Origin of the sequence: Mesorhizobium sp. M0174 (assembly GCF_040322275.1) — a bacterium.
Taxonomy (GTDB): domain Bacteria; phylum Pseudomonadota; class Alphaproteobacteria; order Rhizobiales; family Rhizobiaceae; genus Mesorhizobium.
Window position 1 is genome coordinate 588,713 of the sequence record NZ_JAMYTB010000002.1, and the last position, 21,527, is coordinate 610,239.

23 protein-coding genes are annotated in these 21,527 nt (G+C 61.8%); 7 read left to right on the forward strand and 16 right to left on the reverse strand.

Translation table 11 applies throughout. The features are described 5' to 3' along the window. Positions 1 to 483 precede the first annotated feature (483 nt). Complete coding sequence (locus NKJ13_RS06280) at positions 484 to 864, forward strand: c-type cytochrome (protein WP_352507745.1); 381 nt, start codon at positions 484 to 486, stop codon at positions 862 to 864. Between the two features lie 63 nt (positions 865 to 927). On the opposite strand, the gene gph is transcribed toward NKJ13_RS06280, so the two are convergent. From gph to NKJ13_RS06330, 10 genes are all read right to left on the reverse strand, one after another. Beyond that, positions 928 to 1,629, reverse strand: a complete 702-nt coding sequence (gene gph / locus NKJ13_RS06285; RefSeq protein WP_352777404.1) for a phosphoglycolate phosphatase — start codon at positions 1,627 to 1,629, stop codon at positions 928 to 930. After that, positions 1,626 to 2,183 carry a thioredoxin family protein gene (locus NKJ13_RS06290; RefSeq protein ID WP_352777405.1) on the reverse strand — a complete coding sequence of 186 codons (558 nt, stop codon included), beginning with the start codon at positions 2,181 to 2,183 and terminating at the stop codon, positions 1,626 to 1,628. Before NKJ13_RS06290 ends, gph begins: the two co-directional genes overlap by 4 nt. A 22-nt stretch (positions 2,184 to 2,205) precedes the next feature. Then, positions 2,206 to 2,892 (reverse strand): ribulose-phosphate 3-epimerase, encoded by a 687-nt coding sequence (rpe, locus tag NKJ13_RS06295; protein ID WP_352777407.1) that lies wholly within the window; start codon positions 2,890 to 2,892, stop codon positions 2,206 to 2,208. Positions 2,893 to 2,954: 62 nt separating this feature from the next. Continuing rightward, on the reverse strand, positions 2,955 to 3,893 hold the full coding sequence (gene cbbX / locus NKJ13_RS06300; RefSeq protein WP_352777408.1) for a CbbX protein: 939 nt from the start codon (positions 3,891 to 3,893) through the stop codon (positions 2,955 to 2,957). Between the two features lie 8 nt (positions 3,894 to 3,901). After that, a complete protein-coding gene (locus NKJ13_RS06305) occupies positions 3,902 to 4,336 on the reverse strand; it encodes a ribulose bisphosphate carboxylase small subunit (protein ID WP_254819809.1) in 435 nt (144 codons plus the stop codon). Positions 4,337 to 4,354: 18 nt separating this feature from the next. Next, positions 4,355 to 5,848, reverse strand: a complete 1,494-nt coding sequence (locus tag NKJ13_RS06310; RefSeq protein ID WP_502901885.1) for a ribulose-bisphosphate carboxylase large subunit — start codon at positions 5,846 to 5,848, stop codon at positions 4,355 to 4,357. A 21-nt stretch (positions 5,849 to 5,869) separates the two neighbouring features. Next, positions 5,870 to 6,949 carry a class II fructose-bisphosphate aldolase gene (gene fba / locus NKJ13_RS06315; protein WP_352701442.1) on the reverse strand — a complete coding sequence of 360 codons (1,080 nt, stop codon included), beginning with the start codon at positions 6,947 to 6,949 and terminating at the stop codon, positions 5,870 to 5,872. An 11-nt stretch (positions 6,950 to 6,960) separates the two neighbouring features. Then, positions 6,961 to 8,967, reverse strand: a complete 2,007-nt coding sequence (gene tkt / locus NKJ13_RS06320; protein ID WP_352777410.1) for a transketolase — start codon at positions 8,965 to 8,967, stop codon at positions 6,961 to 6,963. Positions 8,968 to 8,977: 10 nt separating this feature from the next. Further along, positions 8,978 to 9,850 carry a phosphoribulokinase gene (locus tag NKJ13_RS06325; RefSeq protein ID WP_352777411.1) on the reverse strand — a complete coding sequence of 291 codons (873 nt, stop codon included), beginning with the start codon at positions 9,848 to 9,850 and terminating at the stop codon, positions 8,978 to 8,980. A 5-nt stretch (positions 9,851 to 9,855) separates the two neighbouring features. Further along, complete coding sequence (locus tag NKJ13_RS06330; protein ID WP_352777412.1) at positions 9,856 to 10,902, reverse strand: class 1 fructose-bisphosphatase; 1,047 nt, start codon at positions 10,900 to 10,902, stop codon at positions 9,856 to 9,858. Between the two features lie 123 nt (positions 10,903 to 11,025). Between NKJ13_RS06330 and NKJ13_RS06335 the strand changes: the two genes are divergently transcribed. Next, complete coding sequence (locus NKJ13_RS06335; RefSeq protein WP_352690137.1) at positions 11,026 to 11,985, forward strand: LysR family transcriptional regulator; 960 nt, start codon at positions 11,026 to 11,028, stop codon at positions 11,983 to 11,985. Between the two features lie 128 nt (positions 11,986 to 12,113). On the opposite strand, the gene NKJ13_RS06340 is transcribed toward NKJ13_RS06335, so the two are convergent. Further along, positions 12,114 to 12,476 carry a hypothetical protein gene (locus NKJ13_RS06340; protein WP_352701439.1) on the reverse strand — a complete coding sequence of 121 codons (363 nt, stop codon included), beginning with the start codon at positions 12,474 to 12,476 and terminating at the stop codon, positions 12,114 to 12,116. An 80-nt stretch (positions 12,477 to 12,556) separates the two neighbouring features. Between NKJ13_RS06340 and NKJ13_RS06345 the strand changes: the two genes are divergently transcribed. The 4 genes from NKJ13_RS06345 to NKJ13_RS06360 all read left to right on the forward strand — a co-directional run bounded on the left by NKJ13_RS06345 (position 12,557) and on the right by NKJ13_RS06360 (position 15,838). Continuing rightward, positions 12,557 to 13,135, forward strand: coding sequence for a TetR/AcrR family transcriptional regulator (locus tag NKJ13_RS06345; protein WP_352701438.1), 579 nt, complete (start codon positions 12,557 to 12,559; stop codon positions 13,133 to 13,135). Between the two features lie 46 nt (positions 13,136 to 13,181). After that, positions 13,182 to 14,486 carry a beta-ketoacyl-ACP synthase II gene (fabF, locus tag NKJ13_RS06350; protein ID WP_352777415.1) on the forward strand — a complete coding sequence of 435 codons (1,305 nt, stop codon included), beginning with the start codon at positions 13,182 to 13,184 and terminating at the stop codon, positions 14,484 to 14,486. 67 nt (positions 14,487 to 14,553) lie between these two features. Continuing rightward, entirely contained in the window at positions 14,554 to 15,369 is an 816-nt protein-coding gene (locus tag NKJ13_RS06355; protein ID WP_352702048.1) for an oxidoreductase, read from the forward strand. Positions 15,370 to 15,637: 268 nt separating this feature from the next. After that, the gene (locus tag NKJ13_RS06360) at positions 15,638 to 15,838 is read left to right on the forward strand and encodes a hypothetical protein (RefSeq protein WP_352507759.1); all 201 of its coding nucleotides are present in this window, start codon (positions 15,638 to 15,640) and stop codon (positions 15,836 to 15,838) included. 27 nt (positions 15,839 to 15,865) lie between these two features. On the opposite strand, the gene NKJ13_RS06365 is transcribed toward NKJ13_RS06360, so the two are convergent. The 5 genes from NKJ13_RS06365 to NKJ13_RS06385 all read right to left on the reverse strand — a co-directional run bounded on the left by NKJ13_RS06365 (position 15,866) and on the right by NKJ13_RS06385 (position 20,407). Next, entirely contained in the window at positions 15,866 to 16,495 is a 630-nt protein-coding gene (locus tag NKJ13_RS06365) for a hypothetical protein (RefSeq protein WP_352690143.1), read from the reverse strand. After that, complete coding sequence (locus tag NKJ13_RS06370; RefSeq protein WP_352690156.1) at positions 16,495 to 17,355, reverse strand: lanthanide ABC transporter permease protein PedC; 861 nt, start codon at positions 17,353 to 17,355, stop codon at positions 16,495 to 16,497. The genes NKJ13_RS06365 and NKJ13_RS06370 overlap by 1 nt, the downstream gene beginning before the upstream one ends. A gap of 11 nt (positions 17,356 to 17,366) precedes the next feature. Continuing rightward, positions 17,367 to 18,155, reverse strand: coding sequence for a lanthanide ABC transporter ATP-binding protein PedB/LutE (locus tag NKJ13_RS06375; protein WP_352690145.1), 789 nt, complete (start codon positions 18,153 to 18,155; stop codon positions 17,367 to 17,369). Between the two features lie 98 nt (positions 18,156 to 18,253). Beyond that, positions 18,254 to 19,225, reverse strand: a complete 972-nt coding sequence (locus NKJ13_RS06380; protein WP_352690147.1) for a YVTN family beta-propeller repeat protein — start codon at positions 19,223 to 19,225, stop codon at positions 18,254 to 18,256. 21 nt (positions 19,226 to 19,246) lie between these two features. Further along, on the reverse strand, positions 19,247 to 20,407 hold the full coding sequence (locus NKJ13_RS06385) for an ABC transporter substrate-binding protein (protein WP_502899791.1): 1,161 nt from the start codon (positions 20,405 to 20,407) through the stop codon (positions 19,247 to 19,249). A 344-nt stretch (positions 20,408 to 20,751) separates the two neighbouring features. On the opposite strand from NKJ13_RS06385, the gene NKJ13_RS06390 reads away from it, so the two are divergent. Beyond that, positions 20,752 to 21,527, forward strand: a 776-nt coding sequence (locus tag NKJ13_RS06390) for an alcohol dehydrogenase catalytic domain-containing protein (RefSeq protein ID WP_352777417.1), incomplete at its 3' end; no start/stop codon positions are given.

A 21,527-nucleotide genomic window follows, 5' to 3' on the forward strand; every position in this document is an offset into this window, starting at 1 on the left:
GAGCCAGGAACATGCATTGGAACAGAGAGCCGCGGCTCTCGAAATAGAGATGCTCATCTCGGCAATTGCCCGGATTGGCGCTAAGGCACACCGTTAATATGAGATCGACCATGTCCATTTGGCACTTAGCGTCGCCTGCGCGGCGAACTCTCCAGAGTTCGTCCTTTGAAGTTGCAGCGGATTCCTGAAGGTGCCCAAACAGCAAACCGGTTGGAGTGAGGCTACGCGTTCGGCCAATAGGCGTCAATGATGTGAACCGCGTGTCGCTACGCACTTCCCTTTCGCGCAGTCGGGAAACGAAACAGGACCTTTGTACGATTGACTTCCTTCATCGGCAGTCTAGCTTTTCGAGGCGTGCAGGTGCTGCCAGTCCGGGGAGGAAGGAGAATAGTTCGCTCTCCCGCACAAAAATGGATGCCGGCGGCCAAGGCATCGACACGCGTAAATTATCCAGGGCACTCACACGACCAATGAGGAAATGCCATGCGCGCAGTCGCGTTTTTCACCGCCGTGTCCGTTGCCACCTTTGTCACTACCCAGTCTCAGGCCCAGGATGCGGCGGCGGGTGAGAAGGTCTTCGCCAAATGCAAGGTCTGCCACGTCGCAGACAAGGACCAGAACAAGGTCGGTCCGTCGTTGAACGGCGTCATCGGCCGAACGGCCGGGACGCATCCGGGGTTCAGCTATTCCAAGGCCATGACCGAGGCCGGCAAGTCGGGCGTCAAATGGGACGAAGCCACACTGACGACCTACCTTCGCGATCCCAAGGCGATGGTCAAAGGAACGAAGATGGCGTTTGTCGGCCTCAAGAAAGACGAGGACATCGCCAATGTCATTGCCTACCTGAAGCAATTCTCCAAATAACGCGGTACCGCCGGCCATTTGGACTGCGCCCGGCCGGCGTTGGCCTGGGCTTTGCGCTTGGGCTCACGCAGCGTCTTGCAGCGTCTGCATCGCGGACGGCAGATCGAACAGGCTGTCGCAAACGAGGTCGGCGCCAAGCTCTTCAACGGGAATTTGGCTGTATCCGCCACGCAGCAGAATGACTGCCATGCCGGCCGCGCGGGCGGCGGCCACGTCGGCGCTGCTGTCTCCGACCATCAGCGTGTCACGAGGTTCGACCTGAAGCTGGTCGAGCGCCAGCAACAGCGCATCTGGCGCCGGCTTCAAGTATGTCACCGCGTCTCCGCCGACGATCGCGCCGAGATAGTCCGTCAGCCCAAAATGCAGCAGGATTTCGCGAGCCGCCAACTGCGGCTTGTTGGTCACCACGCCCATGGCTATTCCGCTCAAATGCAAGTGCGTGAGAACCTCCCTTACGCCAGGCATCAGCCTCGTGCGGCCGGTCAGATGCCTGCGATAGATCGGCGCCATGTCGCGGTTGGCCTCTTCGAACGCGCTGCCGAGGAGCGGCGTGCCGGAAGTCGCGAAGGCTCGTTCGACCAGTTTCCTGATGCCGCCGCCGATCATGGCCTTGACCTGATCCAGGCGCAGCGGCGGCAGATCGCGGCCGGCAAGCAATTCGTTGACGGCCGCCGTTATATCAGGCGCCGAATCGACCAGCGTACCGTCGAGATCGAACAGGATCGCCTTGGGCGATCGAAACGGCCTGCCTGCGCCGACGTTCATGCAGCATCCTTCCACTTGATCGAACAGCCGATCGAAGCGATCTGGTCCAGCGGTCCGTCGCCGGTTCGGGCAACCTGCTTCATCGCCTCGAACAGATCGCGCCTGAGCCCAGGCGGTCCAACGTCGCGTCGCGACGCGTCAAGCCGGCCGCGATATTGCAGCGTCAACTCATTGTTGAGCCCGAAGAAATCCGGAGTGCAAACGGCTCCGTAGGCACGCGCCACCCTCTGGTGCTCGTCGTGGAGGTAGGGGAAAGTGAAGCCGTTCGTCCTGGCGAAAAATTTCATGTTGTCGAAGGAATCATCAGGGTAGGCGTCGGCATCGTTGGAGTTGATCGCGACAAAGCCGATGCCTTCTGCCTTGAGGTCGTTGGCATCGCGCACCATGCGCGGAATCACCGCCCCCACATAGGGGCAGTGGTTGCAGATGAATGCCACCACCAAGCCGTTCGGGCCGGCGTGGCTGAAGATGGAATGCGATTTGCCGTCGACGCCGGGCAAAACGAAATCGACGGCTTGCCAGCCGAAATCACAGACAGGTGGGATTGCCCCCATGTTGCCCTCCGATGAGATGGTTCTACGCGGCTTTCTGGAGCGCCCCGTCGGCCGCCTGCCTGATGGCGCCGATATTGGCACGATAGGTAGCCTCGGTGCCACCCTTGAAGATGGCCGAGCCGGCGACCAGCACATTGGCGCCGGCCGCGGTGACCAGCGGAGCGCTCTCGGGCGTGACGCCGCCGTCGATCTCGATGTCGATCGGACGTTGGCCGATCAGCGCCTTGACCCGCCTGACCTTGTCGACGACAGCCGAAATGAATGCCTGGCCGCCGAATCCCGGATTGACCGTCATCAGAAGCACAAGATCGAGCCGGTCAAGCACATATTCGATCACGCTTTCCGGCGTTGACGGGTTCAGCGACACGCCGGCCTTCTTGCCGAGATTCCTGATTGCCTGCAGCGAACGGTCGAGATGCGGCCCGGCCTCGGCGTGCACCGTGATGATGTCGCAGCCGGCATCAGCGAAGGCGGCGAGATAGGCGTCGGCCGGCGCGATCATCAGGTGGCAGTCGAAGATCTTGTCTGTTCGATCACGGATCGCCTTGACCACCGGCGGACCGAACGTGATGTTGGGCACGAAATGGCCATCCATCACGTCGAGATGGATCCAGTCGGCACCCGCCCGGACGACCGCTTCAACCTCGTCGCCGAGCCGCGAGAAGTCCGCGGAAAGCACCGAGGGCGCGATGAATGTCTTGGTATTCATGGTCGTCGGCTCCCATTCTGTCGTCCGTTTCCGGTCACTGCACACCAACCGCCGTCATCTTGTCAGCGCGCCTTCGTCTCCGGTCCACCTTCGAGCTTACCTTCCGCGAATACGCGGCTGCCACGAATATCGGATTCCTCGATGGTGATAAGATCGGTTTTCGTCAACGCCCGGTCGCGCGACGCGAAAAGCCGGTTGGCCTGGCGAAGCCGCGCGCGGTCGAGCCCATTGCGGACCGATCGGGCGTTGGAGAAATGCGGCAGCCGCATGCGGATCGGGAGATACTCTTCGAGCGCCTTGGCCGCCGCTTCGCTGAGACGGTAATTCTGTTCCGCCAGCATGATCTCGGCGATCGATTTGAGTTCGCTGACGCCGTAGTCGGGAAAATCGAGGTGATGGGCAATGCGCGAGCGCATGCCGGGATTGCTGTCGAAGAAGCGGTCCATCTTGTCCTTGTAGCCTGCAAGAATCACAACCAGATCGTCACGGTTGTTTTCCATGCACTGCAGCAGGATTTCGATCGATTCCTGACCGTAGTCTCGTTCGTTCTCGGGCTTGTAGAGATAGTAGGCCTCGTCGATGAAAAGCACCCCGCCCATGGCGCGCTTGATCACTTCGCGGGTTTTGGGCGCGGTGTGGCCCACATATTGGCCGACGAGATCGTCGCGCGTCACCGCGACCATGTGCCCTTCGCGGACATAGCCGAGACGATGCAGGATTTCTGCCATTCTGAGCGCCACGGTGGTTTTTCCGGTACCGGGATTTCCCGTAAAGTTCATGTGCAGCGTCGGCGCGCCCGAGGTCAGACCGAACTTGCGGCGAAGCCGGTCGACCAAAAGCAGCGCCGCGATCTCGCGGATGCGGGTCTTGATGGGTTTTAGGCCAACGAGTTCGCGGTCGAGCTTATCCATCACCTCGTCGATGTTGGACGCCTCGAACTCGGCCTGGAGATCGACCGATTCGCCCTGCGCGGCAGCGCGCTTTGCTATCGCGTCCAGCATGGTTTCGCCTAGCTCCGTTCGCCTTCGGGCCTGTCGGTCGCATAAGGCACGATCGAATAACCCTGGCTGCGGCCGTCACGCTCCTGGCGCAGCAGCCGGAAGCCGGGTTCATTGGGTGGCCGGTTGACGATGAATGACATGCGCGGCGCTTCCCAGCCCTTGGTCGAATCGAAGGCGGTGACCCGGACATACATGTTGGGCATGGCTTTCCGGCAATTGTTGACTTCAAGCAGGATGCCCGCCGGGTCCCTCAGGTCGAACATCGGGTTGCCGTACATTTCCCAATAGGTGTTTCGCGGATGCGGATCGTCCGTGTATTCGACGCTGACCGCCCAGTGGTTTTTCAGCGCGTATTTGATCTGCGCCGAAATCTGCTCATCGGTCAGGTCGGGCAGGAACGAAAACTGTCCCTGCGTGACCTTGTTTCCCGGATTGGTCATCATGGCGACGGTTCCTTTCGTCTAGAAGCTCGGCGTTGCGGTCGGCACAAAATCGGCCGTGTCGGTCGATTCGTAGTTGAAGGTGACGTCCTTCCACGTCTCCAGGGCCGCCTTGAGCGGCGTGCAACATCTGGCCGCCTGTTCGAGGATCTTGGTGCCTTCGCGCAGATAGTCGCGGCCCTCGTTGCGGGCGAGGATCATCGCCTCCAGCGCGACGCGATTGGCCGTCGCCCCGGCCTGGATGCCGTCCGGATGGCCGATCGTGCCGCCGCCGAACTGCAGGATGACGTCCTCGCCGAGATAATGGATCAACTGGTGCATCTGGCCGGCATGGATGCCGCCCGAGGCGACGGGCATCACCTTGTTGAGCGAGGCCCAGTCCTGATCGAAGAACAGCCCGGTTTCGAGGTTCTGCGGCGTGCGCTCCTCGCGCAGCGTGTCGTAAAACCCCTTGATCATCAGCGGGTCGCCTTCCAGCTTGCCGACCACGGTGCCGGCATGGATGTGATCGACGCCGGCCATGCGCATCCATTTGCAGATGACACGAAAATTCATGCCGTGGTTCTTCTGGCGCGAATAGGTCGAGTTGCCGGCCCGGTGCAGGTGCAGGATCATGTCGTTGCGGCGTGCCCACTTGGCCATCGACTGGATCGCCGTATAGCCAATGACGAGGTCGATCATGACGATGCAGGAGCCAAGCTGTTTTGCGAATTCGGCGCGCTCGTACATCTCCTCCATCGTGCCGGCGGTGACGTTGAGATAATGGCCCTTGACTTCGCCGGTGGCGGCCGACGCCTTGTTCACAGCCTCCATGCAGTAGAGGAAACGGTCGCGCCAATGCATGAAGGGCTGCGAGTTGATGTTCTCGTCGTCCTTGACGAAGTCGAGGCCACCCTTCAGCGCCTCGTAGACGACGCGGCCGTAGTTGCGGCCTGACAGGCCAAGCTTCGGCTTGGTCGTCGCGCCGAGCAGCGGTCGGCCGAACTTGTCGAGCCGCTCGCGTTCCACCACGATGCCGGTCGCCGGGCCCTGGAAGGTCTTGAGGTAAGCCACCGGAATGCGCATGTCCTCGAGCCGCAAGGCCTTGACTGCCTTGAAGCCGAACACGTTGCCGATGATCGATGCAGTCAGGTTGGCGATTGAGCCTGGCTCGAACAGGTCGAGGTCGTAGGCGATATAGGCGAAGTACTGCTGCTCGATCCTGGTGCCGGGACCTGTGTTCGGCACCGGCTCGGATTTGAACGCCTTGGCGCGATAAAGCTCGCAGGCGGTGAGCCTGTCGGTCCACACCACGGTCCATGTCGCGGTAGAGGATTCGCCGGCGACGGCGGCGGCCGCCTCCTCGTGGTCGACGCCGGGCTGCGGCGTGATCCGAAACATGGCGATCAGGTCGGTCTCCTTGGGTCGGTAGTCCGGCTCCCAGTAGCCCATTTTCTTGTAGGGGATGACGCCCGACCTGTAGCGTTCGCTGCCTTCCTTGAGCGTGCCTGCTGACGGCATGTCGATCTTGTTCATGACAGGTCTCCTGTTTGCCGCTCAGGCGGCTTTCGCGGTTGCGATATGCGGGTCGAGCTTTCCTGCGGCGTAACGTTTCGCCATCTCATCCATGGCGATCACCCTGATCTTCGACGCGTGGCCTGCGGTGCCGAAGCGTTCGAAGCGATCGCGGCAAAGGTCGCGCAGCGCGTCCATGGCGGGTTTCAGGAATTTACGCGGATCGAATTCGCGCGGGTCCTGCGTCGCGACGCGGCGGAACTGCCCGGCCATGGCCATTCGGCAATCGGTGTCGATGTTGACCTTGCGCACGCCGGAGCGGATGCCGCGCTCGATTTCCTCGACCGGGACGCCAAAGGTCTGGGGCATCTCGCCGCCATAGTTGTTGATGATGTCCTGCAGTTCCTGCGGCACGGAGGAAGACCCATGCATGACCAGATGCGTGTTGGGCAGCTTTTCGTGGATCGCCTCGATCACCTGCATGGCCAGGATGCCGCCGTCAGGCTTGCGGCTGAATTTATAGGCACCGTGCGAGGTACCGCAGGCGATCGCCAGCGCGTCGACCCGGGTGGCGGTCACGAAGTCGACCGCCTGATCGGGATCGGTCAAAAGCTGGTCATGGGAAAGCGCACCTTCGGCGCCGTGCCCGTCCTCGGCCTCGCCCTGGCCGGTTTCCAGCGAGCCGAGCACGCCGAGCTCGCCTTCGACTGAAGCGCCGACCCAATGCGCCATGCGTGCGACACGTTCGGTGATGGCGACGTTGTACTCGTAGCTCGCCGGCGTCTTGGCGTCCGCCATCAATGACCCGTCCATCATCACCGAGGTGAAGCCGTGGCGGATCGCCGACAGGCAGGTGGCTTCGTTGTTGCCGTGATCCTGATGGATGCAGAGCGGAATGGCCGGATGGATTTCGGTCAAAGCCTCCATCATCTTGGCCAGCATGATGTCATTGGCATAGGAGCGGGCGCCGCGCGAGGCCTGGATGATGACCGGCGCGTCGCAGGCCCTGGCCGCCTCCATGATGGCGAGGCCCTGTTCCATGTTGTTGATATTGAATGCCGGCACCCCGTAGCCGTGCTCGGCGGCATGGTCGAGAAGCTGGCGAAGGGTGATGCGGGCCATGGGTCGTCCTCCTAGATGATGAGCTTCAGCGCCGCTGCCGCGACGGCTTCGGGCGTGATGTCGAAATGCCGGTAGAGATCCGGGGCAGGGGCGCTGGCGCCGAAACCAGCCATGCCGACGAAAGCGCCGGTGTCGCCGATCCAGCGGTCCCAGCCGAGCCGTGCTGCGGCTTCGATGGCGATGCGCGGCGCCGAGCCGAGGACGGCCTTGCGGTAGTCCGCGTCCTGTTCCTCAAAGAGCTCCCAGCACGGCATCGAGACGACCGCGGCGGCGATGCCGTGCTCGGTCTCCAGCCGTTCGGCGGCGGCAATAGCAATCTCGACCTCCGAGCCGGTGGCGATCAGCGTCACGGCGCGGTGCCGGGCTGGCTCGCGCAGGATGTAGCCGCCACGGCTCGACCGGTTCTCGTCGCCGTGCCCCTGGCGCAGCATCGGCAGGTTCTGGCGCGAGAGCACCAGCACGCTTGGCCGGTTCTCGCTTCTCAGTGCCAGTTCCCAGCATTCCGCCGTTTCGATGATGTCGGCCGGACGGAAGACGTTGAGGTTTGGCGTCGCCCGCAGCATCGCCAGGTGCTCGACCGGCTGGTGGGTCGGGCCGTCCTCGCCGAGACCAATGGAATCGTGCGTCATCACATAGATGACGCGCTGGCCCATGAGCGCCGAGAGCCGCATCGCGCCGCGCGCATAGTCGGCAAAGCACAGGAACGTGCCGCCATAAGGCACGAAGCCGCCATGCAGCGCGATGCCGTTCATGGCCGCGGCCATGCCGTGCTCACGGATGCCGTAGTGAATGTAGCGGCCGGCATAGTCATTAGGCGCTATGCGATCCATCCCCTTGGTGATCGTCAGGTTCGAATGCGTCAGATCGGCGGAGCCGCCGACGGTCAGTTCCGTTGCGGAGTTGATTGCAGCGAGCGCCATTTCCGAGGCTTTTCGCGTCGCAACCTTGGTCGCCTTTTCGACATGCTCCTTGCGGAAAACACCGAGCGCTTCGAAGATCGCCTCGGGCAGGGCGCCGGCGACCGCGATCTCGAAGGCCCCACGCTGCGGCGAGGCGGCAAGCCGCTGCTCCCAGGCGCGCCGCACCGCTTGACCGCGGCTGGCGATCTCGCGCCAGGCGAAAAGGATATCGTCCGGCACCTCGAACGGCGCGTAGGCCCAGCCGATGTTCTCGCGCGTCGCGGCGATCTCCGCATCGCCAAGCGGCGCGCCATGCGTCTTTTCCGAACCGCCCAGGTGGGGCGCCCCCTTGCCGATCACCGTGCGGCAGGCGATCAGAGACGGTTGGTCCGATTGCTGCGCCGCTTCGATTGCCGCCGCAACGGTTTCGATGTCGTGGCCGTTCACCGACTGGACATGCCATCCAGCGGCTTTGAACCGTACCGGCTGGTCCATCGATGTCGACAGCGAAGTCGGTCCGTCGATCGAGATCGCATTGTCGTCCCAGAAGACGATCAGCCGCGAAAGCTTCAGGTGACCGGCAAGATCGATCGCCTCGTGGCTGATGCCTTCCTGCAGGCAGCCGTCGCCGGCGATCACGTAGGTGAAATGGTCGACGAGATCGGCGCCGTGGCGGGCAGCAAGCATGCGCTCCGCCAGCGCCATGCCGACCGCGGTCGAAATGCCTTGTCCAAGCGGACCGGTCGTCGTCTCGATGCCGAGCGCATGGCCATATTCCGGATGTCCGGCGGTGCGGCTGCCCAGCTGGCGAAACCGCTGCAGCTCCTCGATCGGCATGTCCTCGTAGCCGAGCAGGTAATGCAGCGCATATTGCAGCATCGAGCCGTGCCCGGCCGACAGCACGAAGCGGTCGCGATCGGGCCAGTTGGGCGCCGACGGATCGATGTTGATGAAGCGGCTGAACAGCACCGTTGCGACATCGGCCATGCCCATCGGCATGCCCGGATGACCGGAATTGGCCTTTTGGACGCTGTCCATCGCCAATGCGCGAATGGCGTTCGCCATGTTGCGCTCCGAGACGGCGGCGACGGGCTTCAATGCTGCTGCCTGGCTGTTCATGGCGTCCTCCTCACGACACACGGTTCTTGCGTTCGATCAATTGCAGGATGAGCGGCGTCAGGATCAGCTGCATGGCAAGGTCGAGCTTGTTGCCGGGCACCACTATGGAATTCGGCCGCGACATGAACGAGTCGTGGATCATCGAAAGCAGGTAGGGGAAATCGATGCCGCGGGGATTGGCGAAGCGGATGACCAGCATCGATTCGTCGGGCGTCGGAATCCAGCGTGCGATGAACGGATTGGACGTGTCGACGATCGGCACGCGCTGGAAGTTGATGGCGGTCTGCGAAAACTGCGGGACGATGTAGCGGACATAGTCCGGCATGCGCCGCAAGATCACGTCCATCACCGCCTCTGTGGAATAGCCGCGCGTTGCGCGGTCGCGGTGGATCTTCTGGATCCATTCCAGATTTATGACTGGCACCACGCCGATCCTAAGGTCAGCGTGCCTGGCCAGGTTGATCTTGTCGGTGACGACGCAGCCATGCAGGCCCTCGTAGAAGAGCAGGTCGCTCGGCGGAAATTCGCGCCATTTGGTGAAATGTCCCGGCGGCGTGCCGTACTGCTTCTCCTCATCCTCGTCATGGATGTAGGTGCGGGTCTTTCCGGTTCCCCGGCGGCCATATTCCTCGAATACCTCTTCTAGGATTGCCAATTCATTGGCCTCGGCATGGAAGTGGGTGAAGTTCGGATTGCCCGCCTTTTCCTCCTCGGCCACCTTCGCCTTCATCGTGGCGCGGTCGTAGCGATGGAAAGCATCGCCTTCGATGAAGGCGGCCCCGATGTTCTCGCGCCGGAAGATCAGTTCGAAGATGCGCTTCACAGAGGTGGTGCCTGCGCCCGACGACCCGGTGATGGTAATGATGGGGTGCTTTGCCGACATGGTGTTCAGGCCCTGAAAAGGCCGCGGCGGCTGAACAGCGGCGCGCGTTCGCCGATGGCGCTCGGTTCGGTGTGGTAGCGGGTGACGCGCGCGACTTCGCGCGCCGATCCGAAAACCATGGGCACGCGCTGGTGAAGGTTCTCTGGTTCGATTTCGAGGATGCGGGTGATCGTATCGGTGGCGGCACCGCCCGCCTGTTCGACGAGATAGGCGATCGGGTTTGCCTCATAGACGAGGCGCAGTCGCCCCTGGCGGTGAGTCTTGCGCTTGTCGCCCGGATACAGGAATACGCCGCCGCGCATCAATATGCGGTAGCAGTCCGCGACCAGGGAGGCGATCCAGCGCATGTTGAAGTCCTTCTCGCGTGGGCCTTCGGTGCCTTCAAGGCAGTCGTCGATGTAGAGCCGCACCGCCTCGTCCCAATGCCGGTAGTTGGCGGCATTGATGGCGAACTCCTGGGTTCGCTGTGGGATGATCCGGCTCTCGTAGGCCTGGACGAAGGTGCCGAGCCGGGTCGAGAGAACGAAGACATGGGTGCCGCTGCCGAGCGACAGAACCAGCGCCAACTGCGGCCCGTAGATGAAGAAACCGGCGCCCAGCTGGTTCACGCCTGCCTGCAAAAACGAGGCGGCCGGATTCCTATCCGGCGCACCAATTGCAGGGAGGAGCGAGAAGACCGTTCCGATCGACACGTTGGTGTCGATGTTGGATGAGCCATCGAACGGGTCGATGGCGATGGCAAGAGCCGCTTGCCTGTCGAGCAGCACCGGCTGCTCCAGTTCCTCGGAAGCGTAGAGCGCGACCGGAGCGTGGCGCATGGCGTCGAGGAAGATGTCATCGGCAAAGACATCGAGATCCTTCTGGATGTCGCCGTCAGCATTGGCGCCGCGGGTTCCGGCAAAGGCCGTGCCGAGCACCCCTTGATTGATGGTGTTGCGGATCGTGGTGGCCGCCTGCGTCAGCTGACGGATGGTCGCTACGACCGCGGAGCGCGGTTCGTCCGGCTCGCCAAGATAGGAGTTCAGAAAAGCGTCGAGCGTTGCCGCTGGCATCGTAACCTCCCGATCCAGCCGCCTCTCCTGGGGTCGGCCGGATTGGGAAAGGAGAACAAACGACGCTGGATAAGTAAAATTCAATAACTTTACTCCGGCAGTAAAAAAATTTTAGTATGCCATATGAGAAACCTCACGCTTAAGCAATTCAAGACCGTTCAGGCAATCATCAGCCACGGAAAAATCGTCAGCGCGGCCAAGGCGTTAGGCCTGTCTCCTCCAGCGGTGACGATCCAGTTGCGGCAGGTGGAGGAGGAGTTCCAACTGGCCTTGTTCGACCGGACGTCGGATGGCATGCGTCCCACTGCCGCAGGTCTGGCCTTCGTCGAGACGGCACAGGCCATCGAGGAGCGGCTTCGTCTGCTCGAAGACAAGATGGATGCGATCAAGGGCGTGCGCGCCGGCAGCTTGCGGCTCGGCGTCGTTTCCACGGCCAAATATTTCGCGCCGCGGCTGATGGCCGCCTTCATGAAGGAACATCCCGATATCGACATGCACCTTGCCATCGGCAACCGCGCCGAGACGATTGACAATCTGAAGAACCACGACATCGATATCGCGCTGATGGGACGCCCGGCCAAGGAAGTCCCGGTGCGTGCTTCGGTCTTCGGCGATCACCCGCTGGTCATCATCGCACCACCCGACCACCCGCTGGCGTCGGCACGCGACATTTCCAAGGAGCGGATCGCCGAGGAGCATTTCCTCATTCGCGAGCCCGGCTCCGGAACGCGCATCTCACTGGAAATATTCCTGAGCGACGTGCCCGGCCGCATCGACGATCTCGGCGTCGAGATGGACTCGAACGAGACCATCAAGCAGGCGGTGATGGCCGGGCTCGGCATCGCGTTCATCTCTGCCCACACCATCGCTGCCGAAACCGAAGCCGGCCGGCTGGTTATCCTCGACGTTGTCGGCATGCCGATCCGCCGGCAATGGTTTTCGGTGATGCGCAGCGATCACGCGATCTCGCCGGCGATGGCGACCTTCCACGATTTTCTGATGCGCAAGGGCGCGATGTACCTGCCCCTGTTCGGCAAGCTCTATCCGCACGAGGAACCGAACACTGGAGGTCGCGCGAGTTAGGGCGCGCGGTGCAGGCAAAACGCTTGCCCCAAACTTATTAGATGGCGTGATCGAGGCACCGTGTGGCGACTCGCGCGGACGCGAGAGCCAACGGCCAGCAGCACGCAGGTTGCGGTCTGAACTTCGGCTCAGCGCATTGTCGCGTCGGCTCGCAGATGCATGTCGGTCCCGGTCGAGACCGTCACCTCATCCCCGGACCTTGAGAACGTGTAGAGCGAGCCCTGGTGACCCGGCATGGAAAAGGCCACGGAGTCGTCGTCGGCGAGACCCATTACGACGCGCAGCGGATCGCCCTCGGTCTTCGGCGCGAAGGTGGCGGTGACCTCCAAGAGGTCGCCGTCGGCCGGGACGTAGTAGACCACCATGTCAAGGTGTCCCTCGTGCAGGCTGCCGCCCTCGATCGGGCGTCCGATGGTGGCCTCCTCGGCAAAAGCCGGGGTCGCGAGAAACAGCGCGGCCAGGAGCGATGCGCTCAGGGTATTGCGGATCATCTCATATCTCCTTTTTTAGATTGCGTTCGACCTCTATATGATTTATAGATTACGAATGCAATCCAAAAAGGAAGCTAACGATGCGCGTAAGTCGTACCCAGGCCGCGGAAAACCGCGAAACCGTAATCAACGTGGCAAGCCGCCTTTTTCGGGAGCGCGGGTTTGATGGTATCGGCCTTAAGGATCTGATGAAGGGTGCCGGACTGACCCAAGGCGCGTTTTATAAGCAGTTCGCATCCAAGGACGACCTGGCGGCGCAGGCGTCCAGGCGGGCGATGGAGAGCGCCTCGCATCGATGGTCGGCCGCGACTGCGGCAAACCCTGATGATCCGCTTGGCGCGGTGATCGCGTTCTACCTCAGCATGGACCATCGCGGAGAAAAGATGGACGGCTGCCCGATCGTAGCGCTGGGTTCGGATGCCGGCAGACAGGGCAAGGACGTGAAAGCGCCGTTCGAAGCCGGGATCAAGGAGCATCTCAAGATCCTCGGCGGTTTCATAGCTGGGACCGGTGGCGGGGATTCCGATGGCAAGGCCATGGCCATTCTCTCGACGATGGTCGGTGCGTTGATGTTATCGCGCGTCGTCAACGATCCCGACCTCGCGCAGGCCTTTCTGGATGCGGCGACCGATCAGGTTCGCGAAGCAGCCGGCGCTTGAACGGCGTGGTAGCGCCGGCGGCGCACCCAAACTGATAGGAAAATAGATGCGACGGATTGTTGTAACAGGCATGGGCGCGGTCACGCCTCTTGCTGCCGATGTCGAAGCGTCCTGGTCGCGTCTCCTGGCCGGCCGCTCGGGCCTCCGGAGGCTTCCGGATGATGTGGTGGGAGACCTGCCGGCGAAGATCGGAGGGGTGGTTCCCTCGCTGGACGAGGATTCGGATGCTGGTTTCGATCCGGGTGCCGTCTTTCCGCCGAAGGATCAGCGCAAGGTAGATCGGTTCATTCTCTTTGCGCTGGCGGCTGCACAAGAGGCACTCGCCCAAGCAAGATGGGCACCCGTCTCGGAAGCAGGTCGCTTGCGCACGGCCACGATCATCGCCTCGGGCGTCGGCGGATTCCCGGCCATAACCGAGGCGGTGCGCACGGTCGACCGACGCGGCGTCCGCCGTCTATCACCTTTTACGGTGCCGTCGTTCCTGGTGAACCTCGCGGCAGGCCACATCTCGACCCGCTATGGCTTCAAAGGTCCGCTCGGTGCACCGGTGACGGCGTGCGCGGCCGCCATTCAGGCGATCGGCGATGCGGCTCGCCTAATTCGCGCCAACGAAGCCGATATTGCCGTGTGCGGCGGGACGGAAGCATGCATGAATATCGTGAGCCTCGGTGGGTTTGCCGCGGCACGCTCTCTTTCGACCTCCTTTAATCACCGTCCGGATGAGGCCTCCCGACCGTTCGACAAGTCGCGGGACGGCTTCGTCATGGGCGAAGGAGCCGGCATGCTGGTCATCGAAGAATTGAGCCACGCCCTGGCGCGCGGCGCAAGACCGCTGGCCGAGCTTGTCGGCTACGGCACGACGGCCGATGCTCATCACGTCACCTCCGGTCCCGAGGACGGCGACGGTGCGCGCCGGGCCATGGAGATCGCAATCGCCCAAGCAGGGATTTCGCCCCGCGAGGTTCGTCATCTCAATGCCCATGCGACCTCCACGCCGGTGGGCGACCTGGGTGAGATCGAAGCGATCAAGAGCGTGTTCGGGCGCGATTTCGCGATAGCTGTCAGTGCAACGAAATCGGCGACCGGACACCTGCTCGGAGCCGCTGGCGGGCTCGGAGCTATCTTCGCAATTCTGGCGCTCAGGGATCAGATGGCACCGCCGAGCCTCAATCTGAGCGCTCCCGATCCGGCCGGCGACGGGATCGACTTCGTCGCAAACCAGGCCCGGCCGATGGCGATGGACTACGCAATCTCCAATGGCTTCGGCTTCGGAGGCGTTAATGCCAGTGCGCTGTTCCGGCGCTGGACGGATGATCTGGCCGGCGCGAGCACCGGAGGCGCTCATGATTGACGCCTTCCGCTCCGACCTTTCGCGCTTCTCCCCCGCCGGTCCAAACACGAAGAAGGATGTGACCTCCATGAACAAGACCAATCTAGGCGTCGCCCTGGTGACCGGGGCATCCAGCGGCATCGGGCACACAACGGCCAAAGCCCTGAAGAACGCGGGTTTTCGCGTGTTCGGAACCAGCCGTCGCGCAGTCGCCGAACGATCCGACGGCATTACCATGCTGACCGGCGACGTGACCGATGACGCGTCCGTGGCGAAACTTGTACAGGACGTGCTGGCCGAGACCGGGCGCATCGACCTGCTCGTCAACAATGCCGGCGTTGGCCTGCTTGGTGGCGCGGAGGAGTCTTCGATGGCCCAGGCCAAGTCGCTGTTTGACGTGAACGTCTTTGGCATTATGCGAGTAACCAAAGCGGTCCTGCCGACAATGCGCCGTCAAGGCAAGGGCAGAATCGTCAATTTGAGCTCGGTGCAGGGGTTCATCCCAGCTCCCTATTTCGCGCTTTATTCGTCGACCAAGCATGCCGTTGAAGGCTATTCCGAATCGCTCGACCACGAACTGCGTCCTTTCGGTATTCGCGTCGTCTTGGTGGAGCCCGCCTATACCCGCACCTCATTTGAAGAAAATCTCGCCAGGCCGGATCAGTTGCTTGATATCTATGACTCTGCGCGCGCCGGCATGAATGCAGCTGTGCGCAAAGCGATGGAAAAAGGCGATGCGCCGGAAGTGGTGGCCAGGACCGTTTTGGCGGCTGCGACCGATCCCGCTCCGAAGAGGCGCTATGCGGCTGGAACAATGGCGCGCCAGGTCAGTTTCCTGCGCCGTTTCGTCCCCGCATCCGCATTCGACAACAGCCTGCGAAAGCAACTCGGGCTGCCGGTTTGATGACCTCGACGAAATCCCGTGAAGCTCGGAATCATCGACGTTGGACCATCGTCACCACATTGGCGCGGCGCAACCTGACGCGATTGCTCTGGAGAACGCCCTGCGGTCGTTGGCGTTAGATTAGCGGTATGTTATGTTGCGGCGCGAAAGAGCGGGGGCCACGTCCTTTCACACCCGTAAGCGATCTGTATGTGCGACCTCTGCAGACGGGTCGGTATCACGGAAACCTCCCGGCATGGAGTTCGGGATTCGATGGGGACAAGGGGCAATGCTTTACACGCTCGTTATGATGGTCTGCCTGACGGCTGTGCCGCAGACCTGTGAACAACGCGAACAGATGGTGGACGGCCTGGCGATGAATCCCGGGACCGCGTTCATGCAGGCGCAGCCGCTGGTGGCTCAGTGGATCGAGACGCATCCCGGTTATTTCGTGCAGCGCTGGCGCGTGCTGCCCGGCCGGGGTTCGTGATATCCGCCGCGACGATCGAATGGGGTTCTATTTCTTCGCGCCGAGCGCTTCCGAGACGACCTTGGACAATTGATAAAGCCGCTGCTCGATTATCGTCGGCACTTCACAGACGTAAGTCAGTGATTGGACGCGTTCATTGAAAATTCGCGTTGCGAATTTCAGCTCTTCGGTTCGCCGATCGATCTCTTCGGGATCTGCATCCGGCTTGGCCCGCAACGCATCGACATCGGACCCTTCCTTGCGCAACGCGGCGGCCATTTCGAGCTGCTTGTGGGCGTAGCGGGAAATGCCCGAAATCACCTGCGAGCGCTCGGCGTCCAGGTGATCGAACATGCCTTGCACCAGCATCGCCATTTTGGGTGCAAGCTGTTCTGCCGGCAAGGAAGCCGCGAAATCCCTGATCTTCTTTTGAGCTTCCGCAATCGGCATCCGGCGAGCTGCCACTTCCTCGATCAGGGCGGAGATGGTGGGGTCCTTCGACCAGTCCTTCGCCGCTGAAGGAAGGTCCCGTCCGTTCCAGATCTGGCCGAGCGAGAGTTGCGGCACCTTGCGCTGCATGCAGGGCCAGTCCGGATCGGGGTTCGCCGCCATGGCGTTGATGCCCGGCGCGAGCATGGCAACCAGAGCCAGGCCGCGAACAAGGCTCATTCGTGCCATCAGGTATTTCCTCCCGTGTCCTGTTTGCGGGTCATCAGGCCGCGCGAAGGGTCGTAGGCGATGATGGCGGCGGCAAGGAACAGCAGCGTGCAGCTGGCAACGACGGCTAGCGACAGCCACTCAACCTGGCCGTAGAAGGCGAAGCGGATCAGTTCGACGGCGTAAGTAAAAGGATTGGCGAGGCAGATCTTGTAGAGCAGGGGGCTAGCCTCCTGGATACGCCACAAGGGATAGAGTGCCGGAGAAGCGAAATAGCCGGGAAAGATGACGAAGTTCATGATGCCAGCGAAGTTTTCGAGCTGCTTGATCATCGAGGACAAAAGCATGCCGAGCGCGCACAGCATCATGCCTGACAGGAACAGCGCAGGCAGTACGGTGAGATAGCCAAGCGGCGGCGCCTTGACGCCCCAGAACCAGGCAACGATAAGGAACGCGTAAACCTGCGCGATCGACACGGCGACACCGGCGAGCATCTTCGAGATCAGTAAAAACCAACGCGGGAAGGGGCTGACCAGCAGGGTGCGCATGTTGCCCATTTCGCGGTCATAGACCATCGACAGCGAAGACTGCATGCCCGAAAACAGCAGAATCATGCCGCACAGGCCCGGCGTGATGTAGACCTCGTAGAGCACGTAGGTCTTGTAGGGCGGGATGATCGATACGCCGAGCACCTGCCGGAATCCGGCGGCAAAGATGAACAGCCAGACGAGCGGCCGAACCAGCGAGGAAATGAAGCGCTCGCGCTGATGCAGGAAGCGCAGGCACTCCCGCACGACGATCCCTTTGAGGCAAATGAGGTAGTGACGGAGCCCAAATTGTTCGAAACTCACCGGCGTGAGGGTCGCGACTTTTGCGGGCATTGCGGGAGCGCTCACGGCGACATCTCCGCGATGCCGCTTGTTTCGATGCGGTTGAGCTTGGAAAAGGCGTCGCGGATCGAACTGGCACCGCTCGTCGCAACGACGTCGGCCACCTTACCCTTGGCCACCAGGTCGCCCTGCCGCAGCACGACGACATGGTCGCCGTCGTCGACCTCATCGATCAGATGCGTCGCCCACAGCACGCCGATGCCCTCGGTTTCGACGAGCTTGCGGATGGTGCCCAGAATGCCCGCACGCGACTGGATGTCGAGACCGACCGTCGCCTCGTCGAGCAGCAGCAGGGAAGGGCGGTGGAGCAGCGCCCGCGCGATCTCGATGCGCCGCATTTGGCCGCCGGAAAGACTGCGTGCCTTGTCATGCTGACGGCCCTGCATGTTGACTGTATCCAGCAGCGCGGCAATGCGCTGCCGGGCATGGTGTCCGCCGATGCCATGCAATGAGGCGTGGTAGGAGAGGTTCTGGTGGACGCTGAGGTCGAGGTCGAGCGTGCGTGCCTGGAACACGATGCCGACACGCCTGAGCGCTTCGCCCGAAGCGCGGCTGACGTCATGGCCGAAGATGCGGATCGATCCGCGGCGGGTGCCGTAAAGATGGCTGATCAGTGAAAACAAAGTTGTCTTGCCGGCGCCGTTGAGGCCGAGCAGAACGGTGAAAGTTCCCGGCGCGATCGAGAATGAGACATCGTTGAGCGCCCGCTTCGGACCATAGGAATGGCTGACGCCGGCAACATCGAGCGCCGCCACCTCGTCTCCAGCTCCGCTTGTCCTCACATGCTGCATGCCGCTGGCTCCTTCGGGGCGCGCTGGTTATCTAGTGCACGTGCAACATCCCCGCGGCAAATATTCATCACGTCGGCCTCCCTGATCATTGCTGCGGTCTAGTGGGGCGATATGGCCACGCCCCAAGGCTGCTGGCCCACCGTAACCGATTGAACCGGCTCGTCCGTCGCCGTGTCGATGAAGGTGATGTCATTGGAATTGCCGTTGGTGGTGATCAGCGTCTTCTGATCGGGGGTGAAGTCGAGATGCCAGACGCGCTGGCCGACCAGGATGTATTTTTCCACCTCGTAGGTTTCGGTATTGATGACGGCGACATGATTCGCCGGGCCGAGCGCGACATAGGCTTTCTTGCCGTCGGCGCTGATCGCGATGCCCACCGGCTGGATGGTTTCGGGCCGCAGTCCCGCAATCGCGAACTGGATCTTCTTCACCACCTCGCGCTTGAGACTATCGATGACGCTGACGGTGCCGCCGATTTCGGCGCTGACCCAGATCTGTGATCCGTCGGGCTTGAATTGCGCAAAGCGCGGACGCGTGTCGACCAGGACATTGTCGGTCACCTCATGGCTGTCGGTGTCGATAAAATGCGCCATGCTGGTGGTTTCGGAGGTGTTGACCATGGTTTTGCCATCGGGACTGATAGCCATGCCTTCAGGCTCCACCCCAACGGGAATCTCGGTCATGACCTGCTTGCTCTCGATGTTGATCGCGGTGACGAGATTGTCGTCCTCGTTGGCGACGTAGAGCGTGGTCCCGTCGGGCGAAAGCACGAACAGTTCGGGATCCGGGCCGGATGGCAGCGTGCCCACAATTTGCAGCGTCTCGCTATCGATGATTTCGATCGTATCGTCATCGCTGGCGCACAAATAGATGAACTTGCCGTCATGCGAGATGGTGATACCGCGCGGCCTCTGGCCGACTTCGACGGTCTTCACCACTTGCATCGTCGCCGTGTCGACGACCGTTATCGTATTGTCTTTCTCGTTGGAGACATAAACGGTGTAAGCCCACGCCGGATTGGCCATGACGCCGGTTGCGAGAATGGCGAGTGCGCAAGCTCGTCTCTGCACGAAGATTCCTCCCGATTGGTTCTACTTAAGTACGCATTTCGTTTCCGGCTGATCGATACCGAGCGTATCGAGCTCGGAGATTTGGTGGAGATAACCCTCCTGTGGCGATGTCGAGATGACGGATTTGGTGTCGCCGAGCAGGATTGGCTGGCGAAGCTGATGGTTCCACTTGCGGAAGGTCAGCTTCTGTCCCTTGAAGGCGGCGACCGAGAAATCGTCCGAGCGGATGTAGTCGCCGATCTTCTTCGGATCGTCGCCATTGGTCCGCGTGCTGGCTTCGCCCACCACCCGCACCGCCGTCCAGGCCGACATGTCCTTGGACAGCATTCGCCGACCGGTCGTCCTCAGGAAACGGCTCTGCATCTGGATGCCGCCCCATTGCTCGCTCGCGGGATGCCAGGACGACGCGACAAGGCCCGCCGTGCCGGCGACCAGCCGCGGTGTCCAGGTGCGGTAGGGCACATAAGTTCCGAACACCTCGCTCTCATCGGCGACAAGCACCACGTCATGCTCCGGCAGATCCTGCGTGAACACGGAAATCTGCTGCTGTATCTGCGTGGCGCCGGTGTCGGTGCGGCGCGCCGTGCCGGTGTCTTTGAACTCCTTCTCGGCGACGATCTGACCGCCGAAGCGGGCCGCCGCGCGGCGCAACGCGTCCGCGTAGAGATGATCCTGCTCATGCGAACCGTAGAGCAGCACCCAATTCGGCCATTTCTTTACCACGAGATACTGGGCCAGCGCGTCAGCCAGCATGCTTCGCGTCGGCGCGATATGGAAAATATTTATGCGGCAGTCTTCCTCGCGCAGGCTGTCGTCGGTGGCACCGACATTGAAGACCAGAACGCCCTTGTCGCGGGCGATGTCTGCGATCGACAGCAATTGCCTAGCCGAGAGGTCCGCGACAACATAGCGGTCACCTTTGGCAATCAGATCGTTGAAGGCTTGTACCGCGTCGGCGTCCGGCTTGATCTCGGTTATGTCGAGGCTGAATTTCTGGCTGAGGAACTTTCCTGTCGTATTGTTGTCGCCGATCGCCACATTGGCGCCGGCAACACCTTGGTCGCGTGGCGGCAGGTCCAGCAGGGAAAGCGCCAGTTGCGGCGCGTAGGCCCGCAAATAACCTATTCTGATTTCGGTTATCTTTCTTTCCGGCCTGTCGGTTGCGACCGGTTGCTTGCCCATCACTTCCTGGGCCATCACGTCCGCAATGTCGGCGGTCTGGAAAAATAGGTACAAAAAGGCCGCGAGTGTGCCTGGCACCGCGCTCGTCATCGATAAAACTGCCTGTTCTTGCACTAAAGTCCGATTGTTCCCGGACCAGCGCGAATTCAAGGTGCCCGCAATGAGCTTAGCGGACCCCACAAGATTTATCAAAGCCCTGCAAGTGGACTTGCGTGTCTGCTTTAGTCCTATGCCTTTTCGTGGGAATACGGCGGTGAATGAGCGTGTTGCGGTCTTCGACTCCGAGATGATCCGCAGCAATGCCGAATGTGAAACTCTATGGGTTGTCTTGGGAGGATTGCCTGATGAAAACGCGCGCCGCTGTTGCTGTCGCCGCCGGAAAGCCGCTGGAGATCATGGAGGTCGACCTCGAGGGTCCTCGCGATGGCGAGGTGCTGGTCGAGATCAAGGCAACCGGCATCTGCCACACCGACGAGTTCACGCTGTCGGGCGCCGACCCCGAAGGCCTGTTTCCGGCGATCCTCGGCCATGAGGGCGCCGGCATCGTCGTCGACGTCGGCAAGGCCGTCACCTCGGTCAGGAAGGGCGACCATGTCATCCCGCTCTATACGCCGGAATGCCGGCAGTGCCCGTCCTGCCTGTCGCGCAAGACCAATCTGTGCACCGCCATCCGTGCCACGCAGGGACAGGGCCTGATGCCCGACGGCACCTCGCGCTTCTCGATCGGCAAGGACAGGCTGTTCCACTATATGGGCTGCTCGACCTTTTCCAACTTCACCGTGCTGCCCGAGATCGCGGTGGCCAAGGTCGATGCCGACGCGCCCTTCGACAAGATCTGCTACATCGGCTGCGGCGTCACCACCGGCATCGGTGCTGTGATCAACACGGCCAAGGTCGAGCAAGGCGCGACGGCGATCGTCTTCGGCCTCGGCGGCATCGGCCTCAACGTCATCCAGGGCCTGCGCCTTGCCGGCGCCGACATGATCATCGGCGTCGATGTGAACAACGACAGACGAGAATGGGGCGAGAAATTCGGCATGACGCATTTCGTCAATCCGAAGGAGATCGACGGCGACATCGTGGCCCATCTCGTCAATATGACCAAGCGCGGCGCCGACCA

Excerpts from the sequence above, each read along its gene's own strand:
- NKJ13_RS06385 (WP_502899791.1), bottom strand. The coding sequence starts at position 20,407 with ATGGGCAAGCAACCGGTCGCAACCGACAGGCCGGAAAGAAAGATAACC.
- NKJ13_RS06335 (WP_352690137.1), top strand. The coding sequence starts at position 11,026 with ATGAGAAACCTCACGCTTAAGCAATTCAAGACCGTTCAGGCAATCATC.
- NKJ13_RS06305 (WP_254819809.1), bottom strand. The coding sequence starts at position 4,336 with ATGATGACCAATCCGGGAAACAAGGTCACGCAGGGACAGTTTTCGTTC.
- fabF (WP_352777415.1), top strand. The coding sequence starts at position 13,182 with ATGCGACGGATTGTTGTAACAGGCATGGGCGCGGTCACGCCTCTTGCT.
- NKJ13_RS06340 (WP_352701439.1), bottom strand. The coding sequence starts at position 12,476 with ATGATCCGCAATACCCTGAGCGCATCGCTCCTGGCCGCGCTGTTTCTC.
- NKJ13_RS06345 (WP_352701438.1), top strand. The coding sequence starts at position 12,557 with ATGCGCGTAAGTCGTACCCAGGCCGCGGAAAACCGCGAAACCGTAATC.
- NKJ13_RS06355 (WP_352702048.1), top strand. The coding sequence starts at position 14,554 with ATGAACAAGACCAATCTAGGCGTCGCCCTGGTGACCGGGGCATCCAGC.
- NKJ13_RS06375 (WP_352690145.1), bottom strand. The coding sequence starts at position 18,155 with ATGCAGCATGTGAGGACAAGCGGAGCTGGAGACGAGGTGGCGGCGCTC.
- NKJ13_RS06290 (WP_352777405.1), bottom strand. The coding sequence starts at position 2,183 with ATGGGGGCAATCCCACCTGTCTGTGATTTCGGCTGGCAAGCCGTCGAT.
- tkt (WP_352777410.1), bottom strand. The coding sequence starts at position 8,967 with ATGAACAGCCAGGCAGCAGCATTGAAGCCCGTCGCCGCCGTCTCGGAG.
- NKJ13_RS06330 (WP_352777412.1), bottom strand. The coding sequence starts at position 10,902 with ATGCCAGCGGCAACGCTCGACGCTTTTCTGAACTCCTATCTTGGCGAG.
- rpe (WP_352777407.1), bottom strand. The coding sequence starts at position 2,892 with ATGAATACCAAGACATTCATCGCGCCCTCGGTGCTTTCCGCGGACTTC.
- gph (WP_352777404.1), bottom strand. The coding sequence starts at position 1,629 with ATGAACGTCGGCGCAGGCAGGCCGTTTCGATCGCCCAAGGCGATCCTG.
- NKJ13_RS06310 (WP_502901885.1), bottom strand. The coding sequence starts at position 5,848 with ATGAACAAGATCGACATGCCGTCAGCAGGCACGCTCAAGGAAGGCAGC.
- cbbX (WP_352777408.1), bottom strand. The coding sequence starts at position 3,893 with ATGCTGGACGCGATAGCAAAGCGCGCTGCCGCGCAGGGCGAATCGGTC.
- NKJ13_RS06365 (WP_352690143.1), bottom strand. The coding sequence starts at position 16,495 with ATGGCACGAATGAGCCTTGTTCGCGGCCTGGCTCTGGTTGCCATGCTC.
- NKJ13_RS06360 (WP_352507759.1), top strand. The coding sequence starts at position 15,638 with ATGCTTTACACGCTCGTTATGATGGTCTGCCTGACGGCTGTGCCGCAG.
- NKJ13_RS06325 (WP_352777411.1), bottom strand. The coding sequence starts at position 9,850 with ATGTCGGCAAAGCACCCCATCATTACCATCACCGGGTCGTCGGGCGCA.
- NKJ13_RS06280 (WP_352507745.1), top strand. The coding sequence starts at position 484 with ATGCGCGCAGTCGCGTTTTTCACCGCCGTGTCCGTTGCCACCTTTGTC.
- NKJ13_RS06370 (WP_352690156.1), bottom strand. The coding sequence starts at position 17,355 with ATGCCCGCAAAAGTCGCGACCCTCACGCCGGTGAGTTTCGAACAATTT.
- fba (WP_352701442.1), bottom strand. The coding sequence starts at position 6,949 with ATGGCCCGCATCACCCTTCGCCAGCTTCTCGACCATGCCGCCGAGCAC.